Source organism: Serratia proteamaculans, assembly GCF_004684015.1.
Classification (GTDB): Bacteria; Pseudomonadota; Gammaproteobacteria; order Enterobacterales; family Enterobacteriaceae; genus Serratia; species Serratia proteamaculans_F.
Map to the genome: position 1 here is coordinate 479,818 of NZ_SRIA01000019.1, position 12,632 is coordinate 492,449.

At 56.7% G+C, this 12,632-nt stretch carries 15 protein-coding genes; 10 read left to right on the forward strand and 5 right to left on the reverse strand.

Going from position 1 to position 12,632, the window contains the following annotated elements:
• Positions 1 to 29: 29 nt before the first annotated feature.
• The gene (gene ypfM, locus E5C26_RS17915) at positions 30 to 89 is read right to left on the reverse strand and encodes a protein YpfM (RefSeq protein ID WP_112349006.1); all 60 of its coding nucleotides are present in this window, start codon (positions 87 to 89) and stop codon (positions 30 to 32) included.
• A 339-nt stretch (positions 90 to 428) separates the two neighbouring features.
• Here ypfM and yncE point away from each other — a divergent pair, with 339 nt between their 5' ends.
• From yncE to E5C26_RS17945, 6 genes are all read left to right on the forward strand, one after another.
• Positions 429 to 1,499, forward strand: a complete 1,071-nt coding sequence (yncE, locus tag E5C26_RS17920) for a 7-bladed beta-propeller protein YncE (RefSeq protein WP_135317507.1) — start codon at positions 429 to 431, stop codon at positions 1,497 to 1,499.
• Positions 1,500 to 1,507: 8 nt separating this feature from the next.
• On the forward strand, positions 1,508 to 3,679 hold the full coding sequence (locus E5C26_RS17925; protein ID WP_135317508.1) for a TonB-dependent siderophore receptor: 2,172 nt from the start codon (positions 1,508 to 1,510) through the stop codon (positions 3,677 to 3,679).
• 130 nt (positions 3,680 to 3,809) lie between these two features.
• Positions 3,810 to 4,289 (forward strand): tetratricopeptide repeat protein, encoded by a 480-nt coding sequence (locus tag E5C26_RS17930; RefSeq protein WP_135317509.1) that lies wholly within the window; start codon positions 3,810 to 3,812, stop codon positions 4,287 to 4,289.
• A gap of 11 nt (positions 4,290 to 4,300) precedes the next feature.
• Positions 4,301 to 4,732 (forward strand): GNAT family N-acetyltransferase, encoded by a 432-nt coding sequence (locus E5C26_RS17935; protein WP_135317510.1) that lies wholly within the window; start codon positions 4,301 to 4,303, stop codon positions 4,730 to 4,732.
• A 23-nt stretch (positions 4,733 to 4,755) separates the two neighbouring features.
• Entirely contained in the window at positions 4,756 to 5,076 is a 321-nt protein-coding gene (locus E5C26_RS17940) for an isochorismate lyase (protein ID WP_135317511.1), read from the forward strand.
• Positions 5,077 to 5,100: 24 nt separating this feature from the next.
• On the forward strand, positions 5,101 to 5,706 hold the full coding sequence (locus E5C26_RS17945; protein ID WP_135317512.1) for a GNAT family N-acetyltransferase: 606 nt from the start codon (positions 5,101 to 5,103) through the stop codon (positions 5,704 to 5,706).
• A gap of 15 nt (positions 5,707 to 5,721) precedes the next feature.
• Here E5C26_RS17945 and E5C26_RS17950 read toward each other — a convergent pair whose 3' ends face one another.
• Positions 5,722 to 6,147: a GNAT family N-acetyltransferase gene (locus tag E5C26_RS17950; RefSeq protein WP_135317513.1), complete on the reverse strand. Its 426-nt coding sequence runs from the start codon at positions 6,145 to 6,147 to the stop codon at positions 5,722 to 5,724.
• Between the two features lie 229 nt (positions 6,148 to 6,376).
• Between E5C26_RS17950 and E5C26_RS17955 the strand changes: the two genes are divergently transcribed.
• Genes E5C26_RS17955 through E5C26_RS17970 form a run of 4 tightly spaced genes read left to right on the forward strand, consistent with a single transcriptional unit; the run spans position 6,377 to position 8,725 of the window.
• Positions 6,377 to 6,742: an ArsC family reductase gene (locus E5C26_RS17955; RefSeq protein ID WP_085118090.1), complete on the forward strand. Its 366-nt coding sequence runs from the start codon at positions 6,377 to 6,379 to the stop codon at positions 6,740 to 6,742.
• Positions 6,739 to 7,866 (forward strand): succinyl-diaminopimelate desuccinylase, encoded by a 1,128-nt coding sequence (gene dapE / locus E5C26_RS17960; RefSeq protein ID WP_135317514.1) that lies wholly within the window; start codon positions 6,739 to 6,741, stop codon positions 7,864 to 7,866. The genes E5C26_RS17955 and dapE overlap by 4 nt, the downstream gene beginning before the upstream one ends.
• The gene (locus E5C26_RS17965) at positions 7,863 to 8,537 is read left to right on the forward strand and encodes a M15 family metallopeptidase (protein ID WP_135317515.1); all 675 of its coding nucleotides are present in this window, start codon (positions 7,863 to 7,865) and stop codon (positions 8,535 to 8,537) included. Before dapE ends, E5C26_RS17965 begins: the two co-directional genes overlap by 4 nt.
• 2 nt (positions 8,538 to 8,539) lie before the next feature.
• Complete coding sequence (locus E5C26_RS17970; RefSeq protein WP_135317516.1) at positions 8,540 to 8,725, forward strand: YpfN family protein; 186 nt, start codon at positions 8,540 to 8,542, stop codon at positions 8,723 to 8,725.
• A gap of 28 nt (positions 8,726 to 8,753) precedes the next feature.
• Here E5C26_RS17970 and ypfH read toward each other — a convergent pair whose 3' ends face one another.
• The 3 genes from ypfH to ypfJ all read right to left on the reverse strand — a co-directional run bounded on the left by ypfH (position 8,754) and on the right by ypfJ (position 12,493).
• A complete protein-coding gene (ypfH, locus tag E5C26_RS17975; RefSeq protein WP_135317517.1) occupies positions 8,754 to 9,443 on the reverse strand; it encodes an esterase in 690 nt (229 codons plus the stop codon).
• Positions 9,444 to 9,560: 117 nt separating this feature from the next.
• Positions 9,561 to 11,573 carry a tRNA(Met) cytidine acetyltransferase TmcA gene (locus E5C26_RS17980; RefSeq protein WP_135317518.1) on the reverse strand — a complete coding sequence of 671 codons (2,013 nt, stop codon included), beginning with the start codon at positions 11,571 to 11,573 and terminating at the stop codon, positions 9,561 to 9,563.
• A 53-nt stretch (positions 11,574 to 11,626) separates the two neighbouring features.
• On the reverse strand, positions 11,627 to 12,493 hold the full coding sequence (gene ypfJ, locus E5C26_RS17985) for a KPN_02809 family neutral zinc metallopeptidase (protein WP_135317519.1): 867 nt from the start codon (positions 12,491 to 12,493) through the stop codon (positions 11,627 to 11,629).
• Positions 12,494 to 12,632: the final 139 nt, after the last annotated feature.

Consider the following 12,632-nt stretch of genomic DNA (forward strand, 5'->3'; position numbering starts at 1 on the left):
CCAACCTTGTTATCAACCTCAACGCAGTGTCAGTTACCTAACATCTCTTCGATGAAGTCTTTCCAGTTTCCCAACTCACGATCAACCATAATAATTTACAACCTCAATTAATAGACGAAGCGAATTCTACGCCTGTTTTTTGAGCAAGTGAAGAGGTTCGGGAACGATGCCACCCGCGAAAACCGGGGATAGTGCACATTTTCGTATTTATCTTATCAATGGTTAATCCCGACTATTCTCTTCCGTTATTAATCCATCAAACAACGCACCTAAAAGATCTAAATCTGCCGCGGTGGGCCATTCCCCTGGCAGCCAACCGCTCAGCCAAGGTCGACATCAATAACTTCATATGATTACAAAATGATATTGATATTAATTATCAATATCATTACGATTCTCAAATCGTAAATTGATGTAAAGGAATGTATATGAAGTTGCACCTGTTCACCCCAGGCAAAAGTTTCTCTTTCAGCACCCTGACTTCCGCCATGCTGCTGCTGTCTTGCTCAACGCTGGCCGCTGAGCTGCCAGAAAGCCATTTCCAAACCCAACCGGTGGGATACGGCCTGTATGAGCTGGCATTTGATGGCCAAAACAACACCCTGTTTGCCGCCTCTTCCCCTTCATTCGCCAAAGACAAGAACAGCGGCATTGTCTACCGTATCAATCCGGCCACGCTGGCCACCGAGGGGAAGATCGTTACCCAACGCCGCGCCTTCGCCACCGCGCTGGATGAAGAACGCCACGTTCTGTACATCGGCAATACCGTCGACGGTTCCGTAACCCTGATTGATACCCAGAGCGGTAAAGAACTCGCCACCATCCAACTCAGCGAAAGCATGAAAGAGGACCAGTTCACCCCAACGCGTGAAATGGTGCTTGATAAGAAAAATCAGCGTTTGTATGTCTCTGGCACTGCGAAGCAAGGCGTGCTGTGGGTGATCGACACCGCCAAACGGGAAAAGATTGCCACCATCAGCAACGTCGGCGAATACCCCACCGGTCTTGCTCTGGACACCGAACGTGGCCATATCTACTGCGTTAATGGCGGCGGTGAACTCATTACCCTGGACATCAGCAGCCACAAAATCCTCAAACGCCTGGTAGTGGAGCCCGCCAAGAAACACTTTTTCCTGAACATCAGCCTGGACAGCAAAACCGGCCGTGCCTTCATCACCGATCCTGACCTGCCGAAAGTGCTGGTTGTCGATATCAACAGCGGCAAAATCCTGCACCAGATTGAGGTGATCAACTCACTGGCGGTGCTGTTCAACCCGGCCCGCAGCGAAATCTACATCACGCACCGCGAGGCCAAACGCATCAGCATCGTGGACAGCAACAGCTATCAGGTCAAAAACAGCATCACCACCACCGCACTGCCCAACAGCCTGGCCCTTTCTGCGGACGGCAATACCCTCTTTGCCAGCATCAAGCAGTCCAAGGAAGAGATGGAGAAAAAGCAGGATTATCTGCTCAAGATTAACCTTGGCGGACTGTGAGGCAGGCAATGGCCAATTTTATGACTCGCCTTTCCAGTGGGGTACTGCTTTGCCTGCCGGTCATGGTAGCGCAGGCTGCGGGCACCGATCAGGCTCCCCGCCCACAGAAAGAAGAAACGCTGGAGGTAGTCGCTTCGCCACTGAGCGATGACGGCAGCACCGAAAACACCGGTTCTTACACCACCAGCCAAATGAGCACCGCGACCGGCTTGCCGCTGAGCATCAAAAATACGCCGCAGTCGGTTTCGGTCATCACTCGTCAGCAGATTGACGATATCAACGCTTACTCGCTGAAAGATATTCTGCGCTGGTCCACCGGCGTCAGCGAAAGTAACTACGATAGCGAACGCTCCTCGTTCAATTACCGCGGTTTTAGCGTCGATAATTATCAATATGACGGCGTTCCTACCTTCTTTGATTCCGGCTATTCCGGCGGTGAGTCAGAAATTGACTCGATCACCCTCGATCATGTCGAAATCGTCAGAGGTGCCGCCGGTTTGCTGAACGGCGTCGGTAATCCGGGGGCTGCCATCAACCTGGTGAGAAAGAAAGCCTCCAGCCTTTCGCCTTTTGCCCGCGTCGAACTCTCCGCCGGTTCCTGGGATCATTACCGCACCACGGTCGATGTCGGCACACCGCTCAATGACGAAGGTAGCGTCAGGGTGCGCATCGCGGCCGCCGGCGAGCGCAGCCACTCGTTTATGGACAGGCATCAGGAACGCAAAGGCACTCTCTATGGCACGCTGGAAGCCGATCTGACCCGCGATACCCTGCTGCGGCTGGGGGCCGATTATCAGCAGAACCGGCCTAAAGCCTCCACCTGGGGCGGTGCCCTGCCGACCGGCTGGTTCAGCGATGGCAGCGAGATCAATTGGGATCGCCACTACAGCGGCGCCTCTGACTGGTCAAGCTGGGATACCACGCTCAGCACCCAGTTCGCGACGCTGGAGCACCAGTTCGACAACGACTGGAAAGGCGTGGCCAACTACACTCATAGCCGTCAGGCTTTCGATGCCAAAATGGCGATGAGCCTGAGCGGACTGATCGATCACGATACCTGGGCGGTGAAACCTTCAAGCCCTTATGCCGGGCGTTATGAGGGTTACCGCGATCAGCATGCGGTAGACCTGAAACTGAACGGTGATTTCAGCCTGCTGGGCCGCAACCACAAATTTGTGGTGGGCAGTTCTTCCGCCTGGCAGCACAGTTACAGCACTTATCGTAGCGCCAGCGCCTCACAATTGTTTAGCGGCAGCTTACTGGACTGGAACGGTGGGCTGGGCGAACCCGAGTGGTCGGACAAAATGCCACAGATGGATTACCGTACGCGGCAAATCGGCTTCTACAGCAGCGCTGACTTTTCGCTAACCGACCGGCTGGATCTGGTGCTCGGCGCCCGCTTCAACAGCTTTAAAAACACCACTACCACCACCGCAAACAAGGTCACGCCATTCGTCGGTACGGTCTACAAATTAACCGAACAGGTCTCTGCCTATGCCAGTTACACCAATATCTTCAAAGATCAGAACCTGCTCGACAGCAGCGGTCACTACCTGGCACCGATTGAAGGGGTGAATAAGGAAGTGGGCATTAAAGCCGCCTTGCTCAATGACCGGCTCAATCTGTCACTGTCGGCATTCCGCATCACGCAGGACAAGCTGGGCGTGCTGGACGAAGACACCGCCAATCTGGACTGGCTGCAGCAGACCTATCATGAGAGCCAGGGGGCCACCAGCAAGGGCATCGAGTTCGAACTGAACGGCGAACTGGCCCAGGGCTGGAACGCGCAGTTTGGCATCACGCACTTCTCGCTGAAGGACAAGGATAAGGTCGATCTCAACACCGAGCAGCCACGCACGCGCATCAATCTGTTCACCACCTACCAACTGACGGGTGCTTTGCGCGACCTGACGCTGGGCGGTGGCGCACGCTGGCAGAGCAAGGTTTACGCCAACGTTAGTGGGGCCGATAACGGTGAAATGGTCAATCGTAAAGCCGAACAAGGATCTTACGTTCTGGTTGACGCGATGGCACGTTACAGGCTGACGCCGCAGACCTCGGTGCAACTTAACCTGAACAACGTTTTCGACCAGAAATACTACTCGCAGGTTAATTTCTACAGTACCCGTAACTATGGCGAACCGCGCAACTTCATGCTGACGCTCAAGCACGAGTTCTGATCGCCCGCAGTAAAACGGCCCCGGATCACGGGGCCAACCTTCCCGCTGTGATGCCTTACCCCTTGTGTGATGAATTCTTCCGTAGTAGCGTGCAAAAGAGACAAAAACCCTACTCACCCAAGGCCATGTAATGTCCCCTACGCTGACCATCGAACAATTGAAAGAGTTGGGCCGCTATCAGGAAGCGACCGAACTGGCGCAACAACAGTTGCTGCAACAGCCGGAAGCCGCCGGGCTGCACTACCAATTGGCTTGCCTGTATGACGTACAGGGGTTTGAGCAGCAGGCCATTCCCTGCTACCTCGCAGCGCTGGCGCGCACTTTGCCGGCAACACAACGGCAGGAAGCCTGGCTTGGCCTGGGCAGTACCTACCGGGCGCTCGGCCTGTACCAACAATCACTGGCCGCCTTCGACGACGGGTTGAGCGAGTTCCCGCAGGCCAAAGAGCTCACGCTGTTCCGCGCCATGACGCTGTATAACCTGGGCGAAACCAAACAGGCGGTCGCGGATTTACTGCTGCTGCTGGCGGAAACTTCCTCGCATAGTGACATCAGCAGCTACCAACGTGCGATCCGTCAATACGCCGCCGACTTGGATCGGATTGGCTAAGCGAGGCTGATATGGAAATAGTGACCGACCCAAACCGCTACGGCGTCGACTGGCTGCAGTTGGCCGGGCTACTGGAAACCGCCGGATTGGGCCAGCGCGATCCGCAGGTATTACAGCGCGTTTATCAGCACAGCCAATTTTGCTACTGGGGCTACCTGGAGGGTCGGCTGATCGCCACCGCCCACGCTATTAGCGACATGACTTCGGTTGCCTATCTGGCCGACGTCGCCCTGCATCCGGATTTTCAGGGCCGGGGATTGGGACGTCAATTGATGGATCGGGTGATGCAGGATCTGGCCCCGCTCGGCAAAGTGTTTATCTACTCGGTGCCCGACAAGCTGGAATTCTACAAAAAATACCACTTCCGTGAGCTGACCACCGGTATGGTCTACGCCGACAGCGCGGCATTGGCGCGCCTGCAGCAAAACGGCTATATCCGCTGAAAAAACCTTAAAGGAACCTTCCATTGCTCATTGAAAATCGGCTGTCTCCGCAGGACTGTGCGAACATGAATGATATTCGCGCTGAAATAGACATGATGGACGAGAACATCATTAAACTGATCGCCCAGCGCTTCGCCTACGTAAAGGCGGCGGCCAAATTCAAGACCAGCCCCGATGCGGTGCGAGCCAAAGAACGCTTTGAGGCCATGCTGCTGCAAAGACGAATCTGGGCCGATGAGCAAGGTTTAAGCCCGGAGGTGATAGAAAAAATGTATCGCGACCTGGTCAACTATTTTATCAGCGAAGAAATGAAACATTGGTCCCAGGATCAGGCCGGAAAGTGAATCCAACAAGGGAAGCTGCAAAATATGTCTGACTCATCCTGGCTGGTAGAAACCGAACTGAAAAGCGAAAGCATCAGCCTTATTCCGTTACGTAAAAAACATGCGCCACAGCTGGTTGAAGCGGCTACAGACGGGAGTCTCTGGGAACTTTGGTTTACTTCGGTACCCACTGAAGACAGCGTAGAAGACTATATCGACCTGGCTTTAAGTGAACAGGTTGCCGGGCGAGCATTGCCGTTCGCTGTAGTCCACAACGCCACGCAGAAAATCATCGGAACCACCCGGGTTTGTCATGCTGACGGGCAAAATCGTCGTGCTGAAATTGGCTACACCTGGTATGCCAAAAGCCATCAGAAAACTGCCGTCAACACCGAATGTAAACTGTTGCTACTCAGTTATCTGTTTGAATCTCTTGCGGTGATTGCCGTTGAGTTTCGTACCCATTGGCATAATCACGTTTCCAGAGCAGCTATCACGCGCCTGGGGGCCAAGCAAGACGGCGTACTGAGGAATCACCAGAAAAATGCGGACGGCAGCTATCGAGATACGGTGGTTTTTTCCATCATCGACCACGAATGGCCGATGGTGAAAAAAAGCCTGAGTTATAAACTACGTCAGGCCAGAGAATAATTTTCGGCCAGTCATCTACAGCGTTTTCATCATAAAGACTCGGCTGGTGCCTGCCGGCAGACAGGGCACCTCGCCAAAACGCGTCCAGCCGTTCAACTCATAAAACTTCGGCGCCTGAAAGCTGATGGTGTACAGCACGGCGGAAACGCAGCCCCTGCGTCGCCCTTCCAGCTCAAAACGGCGCAGCAACTCACTGCCCAACCCTGAGCCACGCAACGATTTTGGCAGATGAAACAGATCGACAAACAGCATGCCCAGCGATGAACGCCCGCTAATCCCGCCCAGCACCTCGCCGCTGTTCGGGTCTCTCACCACCACCGCCAACGGGCGGCGATCGTTGGTGCCGGTGACTTCATCGTTATATTGATTCAACCCTTCGGCGATCAGCTCCTCTATTTCATCAATGGCGCTTTCGGTGATTTCAATGCGGTAATTTTCCATGGTCTTCTTCTATGTGGGGTAACTGAGTAGCACATTGAGATTAGCAAAAAAGCACCGCAATAAACGCGAGCGGGATTTTTTCATCTTTCCCCGGTCTTTCAGACCATTGTACGGTGGAACTCCCCGCCATTTTTCGGCATGCTGGTCGCTGGCTTTCATTTCACCGCCACCGGCGGTTTACCACCGGCCCCACGCGCCGGTGTCAGGTTGCAGAGAAGGTTCTTACTCCATGACGTTGACCATGTACGGCATCAAAAATTGTGACACCATCAAAAAAGCGCGCCGCTGGCTGGAAGAACAGGGTGTGGCTTATCAATTTCATGACTACCGCGCCGACGGGCTGGACGAACAGCAACTGCGCGGTTTTGTCGAACGCCTCGGTTGGGAACCGCTGCTCAATACCCGCGGCACCACCTGGCGCAAGCTGGATGAAGCTCAGCGCACCGCCTGTGACAATGCCGATGCCGCCATCGCGCTGATGCTGGCGCAGCCGGCAATCATCAAACGCCCACTGCTGGACGACGGCAACGGACACGCCCTGCTCGGCTTCAGTGCCGAAGGTTATCAGCAATTCATTTCCGAGGTGGCAGCATGATTTGCCCGGTTATCGAACTGGCTCAACAGTTGATCAAACGCCCGTCGCTCAGCCCGCACGATGAAGGCTGTCAGGCACTGATGATCGAACGTCTGCAAGCCATTGGTTTTACCGTTGAACCAATGCCTTTCGGCGATACCCTGAATTTCTGGGCCTGGCGTGGCGAAGGCCAAACCCTGGCGTTTGCCGGCCACACCGACGTAGTGCCAACCGGCGACGAAAAACGCTGGGACAACCCACCGTTTGAGCCGACCATCCGCGACGGCATGCTGTATGGCCGTGGCGCGGCAGACATGAAAGGCTCGCTGGCGGCAATGGTGGTGGCGGCCGAACGTTTCGTCGCGGCCAACCCGCATCATCAGGGCCGTTTGGCCTTCCTGATCACCTCCGATGAAGAAGCCAGCGCGACCCATGGCACGGTGAAAGTGGTGGAAGCGCTGATGGCGCGCAATGAGCGCCTGGATTATTGCCTGGTCGGCGAGCCGTCCAGTACCGAACGCGTCGGCGACGTGGTGAAGAACGGGCGTCGCGGCTCAATCACCGCCAACCTGCACATTCACGGCATTCAGGGCCACGTGGCCTATCCGCATCTGGCGGATAATCCAGTGCACCGCGCCATGCCGGCCCTCAATGAGCTGGTGGCGATCGAGTGGGACCACGGCAATGAATTCTTCCCGCCAACCAGCATGCAAATTGCCAACGTGCAGGCCGGTACCGGCAGCAACAACGTGATCCCGGGCGAGATGTTCGTTCAGTTCAACTTCCGCTTTAGTACCGAATCGACCGACGCGACGATTAAACAGCGCGTAGAAGAACTGCTTGAGCGCCATCAGCTGAACTACAGCATCGAATGGCGTCTGTCGGGTCAACCCTTCCTGACCGCGCGCGGCGCACTGGTGGATGCGGTGGTTAACGCCGTCGAACACTACTCCGAACTGACGCCGCAGTTGCTGACCACCGGGGGCACCTCAGACGGCCGCTTTATCGCCCAGATGGGGGCGCAGGTGGTTGAGCTGGGGCCCGTCAACGCGACTATCCATAAGGTCAACGAATGCGTGCACGCGGCCGATTTGCAACTGCTGAGCCGTATGTACCAGCGCATCATGGAGCAACTGGTTGCATGATCACACCTGAAATGCTGACCGGGTGCTCAACCGACCATCTGGCACCGCTGAGCGGTAACCACCGGCTGCAGCCCGCCGCAGTGGCTGCGTTCCTCGCCATGCAGCAGGCGGCACTGGAGGCCGGGTTTGATCTGCAACCCGCCAGCACATTTCGTGATTTTGGCCGGCAACAGGCGATCTGGAATGGAAAATTCTGCGGCGAGCGCCCAGTATTAGATAAGGACAGTCAGCCAATCGACATCTCGCGGCTGTCCACCGGCGAAATTTGCGAAGCGATCCTGCGCTGGTCGGCCTTGCCGGGCGCCAGTCGCCATCACTGGGGCAGTGACCTGGATGTCTACGATCCTTCGCTCTTGCCTGCCGGGCAAAAGCTGCAACTGGAGCCCTGGGAATACGAGCAAGGCGGCTATTTTTATCCACTCAATCAGTGGATGACGGAACATATGGCCGAATTTGGTTTTTACCGTCCGTTTACCGAAGAGGGTGACGGCGTGGCGGTGGAGCCCTGGCATCTGAGCTACCGTCCGCTGGCGCTTGAAGCCGAGCAGTTGCTGACGCCGGAGCTGCTGCTGGCGGCCTGGAAAAATAAGGACGTTGCCGGTGCACAATGGCTTGAAGAGCATTTGCCATCGTTATTTTCGCGTTTTATACGCCCTGAAGGGAAGGAGTGAATATGGAATGGTTAGCAGATTATTGGTGGATTATCCTGCTGATTCTGGTCGGGATGATCATCAGCGGGATCAAAGAGCTGCGCCGTGTTGACGTCAAACGCTATCTGGCCGATAAGCCGGAGCTGCCACCGCACCGTGATAACAACGCCGAGTGGGACGCCGACGACGACTGGCCGAAGAAAAAATGATTTCAGGGCGCTTAATGCGCCCTGAAGTTTATTTAAAGGCGACCAAATCGCCGCGCTTGCCAAACATCGCTTCGTCCCAGTAGCGTTGCGGGACGTAGTAATGCAGCCGTTCGAGGGCATCATTCATCATGCCTTGATTAATGGCATGCCCCACGTCTTCTTCCACGTCCAGCGTGAAATCGACGCCGATAGCCTGCAGCCGCTCTGCCGCCGCTCTGGCATGTTGCACCCCGATCACCGCATCCTGTTCGCCGTGGATCAAATGCACCACGCTGTCACCGAACGCTTTATCAGGCAATCCGGCAAAACGCCCGCTGAAAGCCACGATGCGGCCGGCCAGCCTGGGTTCTACCTTCAGGGCTTCCAGCGCCATGATTGAGCCCTGAGAAAAACCGACCAGCGCGGTACCGGCATCTTTCACGCCGCTTTGTTGCTGCCAGTAACGCACGGTTTCGATAAACTTCGGCATCACTTCAGCAATACGCTCGGCACGGTTTTCTTCGGTCACGCCCTGCACTGAAAACCACTGGCGACCACCACCGTTACCGAAGGCAAAAGGGCCACCAATACTGACCACCAGTGCCTGCGGAAAGTCTTTGGCGAAATAGCTGCCAATCTCGCCCATCGCCACCGGGGTATCGCCAACACCGTGAAACAGCAGGATCAGCTGCGCAGCCGGGGTTGCCGGGCTCTGTACAACAAAATGCTCATGTTTCATCGGTGACTCCTCGTGTTGATCAAATTCTGCCCGGCGCCAGATGCCCCGGTTCCTGTCAGCTACTATACGCCGCTGAGAATTCAGGAAAATCGGGTTTTATTGAGCAACATCTTCAATTTATTGCAATGACTGCGACCAGTCGTGCCAGCGCAGGCAATGCTGCGCATCGAGCTGTTCAAGCGCCATTCCCGTCTCTTGCCGCCAGCGACGCAACAGGGCCTTCTGGCCGCTGAAGCCAAGTAGCTCCACGCAACCTGCCGCCGTCGTTTGCTGTTGCAGATGCAGCCGCAGTGCGGGCAGCGGCATAGGGCTGGCTAACAGTAAACGTTGCAGCGCCCCCAGACTGGCCTCCAACGGCCGGTGGGCGAAGGCAAACCCGGCCAGTTCACGCCAGTCGTCCTCGCCCAGCCGGGTGTCGCCGTCGTCACCGATGATTTCCAGTTGCAGATCGATGCGTGGCTGCAGCCAGCGCCAATCACGCGCCAGGTGCTTATGCGCCGCATGCCGCAGCGCCTCACCCTGCTCGCTCAATGGCAGGATGGCCATGACGCTGTAGCAACCGCTGCTGGCCTCTGGCTTGCTGCCGATGCGCGCCAGCTCAAAACCACAGGACTGCCAAAAGCGCCACAGCGGCTCGGTGTAACCAAAGCTGACCGAAAGATAATCCAACCCTTGTGCCTGCTGACGCTGCTGCTCGATCAGCCTGCGGGCGATGCCCTGCTGACGCAAGGCGGGTAATACCGCAATGCGGGTAATGCGTCTTGAACGCAGCGTTGGTGCCCACCACTGGCCACCGTGCGCCGCCAGCGATTGGGCCACCAGGTTGCCACGCGGTCGCCGCCTGCCGGCCCAGACTTCGTGCGCCAGTTCGGCACTCAGCCCGCCTTCTTCCACCAGCCACAACGCGCCAACGACCTCATCTTCAACCTGTGCCAGGCCAAAATGCATGCCGGGAGCGTCCATCAACCGCCGTAAATCAAGCGGCGAAGTCCGGTAATGGGCACTGCTCAACAGGGCATAAAAACGCACTAACCGCTGAGGATCGGCACACAGCGCCTTTTGTTCAGCCCCAGAGATACTGACGGGCTGATCCGTCGCCTGCCACAGCGGGAGTTCGTTGAACAGCAGCGCATTATCGATGACACGCTCCAGCGCATCACCCGGCGCCCAACGCATGGGCTGCTGTAACGCCAGAGGCTGAAACTCAGGCAACCCGGCGCAAAACTTAAGCAAGAAACCCCGGCCGGTGCCTTCATAGCCCTGTACCGTGGTGGTCAGCAGAATGCGGGGGAAATGGTTAACCAATTGCTGCAATAACGGGCCGGGGATCGCCGCCGCCTCGTCCACCAACAGCCAACCCACATCGCTGACATCGTGTTCGCGGCAATGGGCCAGCAGTGCATCCGGTGCCCAGAATTGCGCGCGGCCCTGCGCCCATTCATCAGCAACCTCGGTAGCCGCTCGGCTTGGCCCGGTGAGCCAGCAGGTGAGCGGCGTATTCGCCACCAGCATCCCCGCCAGCGTTGACTTGCCGCGCCCACGGGCGGCAGTCAGCACCCAAACGCCTGGCTCGGCGCCGAGTAATTGCGCCAGTAACGCTTGCTGCTCGCAAGTCGGTTGGCCATTGGGCGCTTGCCACTGCGGGCGGACTGGCAAGGGTGCCAACGTTAGCGGCTCATCCTGTCGCCAGACAGTGACTTCGCTGTCCGCCGCCAGGTGTTGCTGCAGATGGTGAATGAAATTCGGGGTAGTGATCGGCTGGGGGCAATCGCTCCAGCGCAGGCTGTCGCTATCCGGCTGTTGGTGCCAGGACTGCCAGGGTGGCGTTAACAGCAACAACCAACTGCCGGCTCGCAGCGTACCGGCCAGCGCGGCCAGCGCTTCAACATCCAAACCATCGGTCGCGTCATACACCGCATGTAATCGCTCCTGCCCCAGCAATGTCCGTACCGCACCACTGGCCAGCGCTTGCATGCCGCTGGGCGGATTTTCCCCCACCCAAGGCCAGTCGCCCGGCTGGGTGGTCACTAGCCGGTGTGCTTGCTGACGACACCATTGCGGCTCGCCACTGAGCACCAGCAGGCGTCTGATGCCCTGCTGCTGCATAAGTTGTTGCATTGCCTGTAACATCAGTATCCAGACCCAGAGCTGAAAAAATGCCGGAGTCAGGCTCCGGCATTATGTTAACGGGATGCGAAGGTATTGCAGGTGTTAGGGTCACCGCTGTCAAAGCCCTGTTTAAACCAGGTGTAACGCTGCTGTGAGGTCCCGTGGGTGAAGCTGTCCGGTACCACGCGCCCCTGCCCTTGTTGCTGCAAACGGTCGTCGCCGATCGCCTGCGCAGCGTTCAATGCCGCCTGCAGGTCGCCCTCTTCCAGCATTTGCTGCTTCTCGGCATATTTGCCCCACACGCCGGCAAAGCAGTCCGCCTGCAGTTCCATTTTCACCGACAGACGATTCACTTCTGCCTGGCTGGCACCCTGCTGCATTTGACGCACTTTGGACTCAATGCCCAACAGGTTCTGCACATGGTGGCCGACCTCGTGCGCCACCACATAGGCCTGGGCAAAGTCGCCGCCGGCACCCAGTTTGGTTTTCATATCCTGATAGAACGACAGGTCGATATACACCGTTTTGTCGCCCGGGCAATAGAATGGCCCCATCGCCGCCTGACCGGTACCGCAGCTGGTACGCGTTACGCCGCGATACATCACCAACTTGGGTGGTTGATAGGTTTTCCCCATGCGCTGGAAAACTTCTTTCCAGTTATCTTCGGTGGAGGCCAGCACCACCGAGGTAAATTTGGCCAGCTCATCGTCTTTTGGACTGATGCTGGCGCTCTGTTGCTGAGTTTGCGGGCTAACGTCCCCGCCGTTCAACAGTGGTGAAAGATCGACGCCGTAATAACCGGCCACCAACACTACCACCAGAATAACGATACCGCCTTTGCCGCGAGGCACGCGGAAACCGCCGCCACCGCCACCCAGACCTGAAGACTGCCCGCGACGATCCTCAACATTGTCACTTTCCCGACGCCCTTGCCAACGCATAAGTAAACTCCAGATTAGGTTTTTGTCATGTTACGTAGATCATTATAAATGCTCAGCGGCAAAGGAAATGTAGAATTTTTCTGGAAATGCAGGCAAACGAGAATAGACGGCGGGGAAAGTAAGGATAATGACGGGGCCG